Origin of the sequence: Arthrobacter sp. ZGTC212, assembly GCF_002929255.1 — a bacterium.
Taxonomy (GTDB): Bacteria; Actinomycetota; Actinomycetes; order Actinomycetales; family Micrococcaceae; genus Arthrobacter_B; species Arthrobacter_B sunyaminii.
In genome coordinates this window covers 1-526 of sequence record NZ_PJIJ01000088.1, presented here as the reverse complement: position 1 = coordinate 526, position 526 = coordinate 1, and the positions used below count along the sequence as shown (strand labels likewise).

Below are 526 nucleotides of genomic sequence, written 5' to 3'. Positions count from 1 at the left end.
ACTCGTAGTCCTTCTGGACCTGGCGCTTTTCAAAGAGCACCTGGTACTTGCCGCGGGTGTCAGGATTTGTGGACAGCAGCAGGACGCCGGCCGTCATGCGGTCCAGCCGGTGCATGGGAATCAGGTCCGGCAGGTCCAGCTGGTTCCGCAGGCGCACCAGGGCGGATTCCTGGATGTAGGTGCCGCCCGGCGTGGTGGGCAGGAAGTGCGGCTTGTCCACCACCAGCAGGTGCTCGTCCTGGTGCAGGATGTCCAGCTCCACGGGAATGCGGGTTTCGGGAGGCAGCGTCCGGTAGTACCAAATGAAAGTGTGGTCCTGCAACGGAGTGGAGCGGCTCAGCGGTGCCCCGCCCTCGCCAACGATCTCGCCGGCGTCGAACCTGTCCTCGATGCCCTGCGGGTCGATGTGCCCCCAGCGGTGCATCATGTAGTCCATGGCCGTGTCCCAGGGACCCTCTCCGGGAAGGCGCAGCCGGGTGGCGTTGACGCCGTCGCGCACGGGAAGGGGGGATTGCATCACCGGACC

Annotated in this window: 1 protein-coding gene; it reads right to left on the bottom strand. The window is 66.0% G+C overall.

Annotation, left to right across the window (positions count from 1 at the left end):
* A partial coding sequence (locus CXQ89_RS18045) for a pseudouridine synthase (protein WP_258060217.1) occupies nucleotides 1-517 on the bottom strand: 517 nt, incomplete at its 3' end.
* Nucleotides 518-526 lie beyond the last annotated feature (9 nt).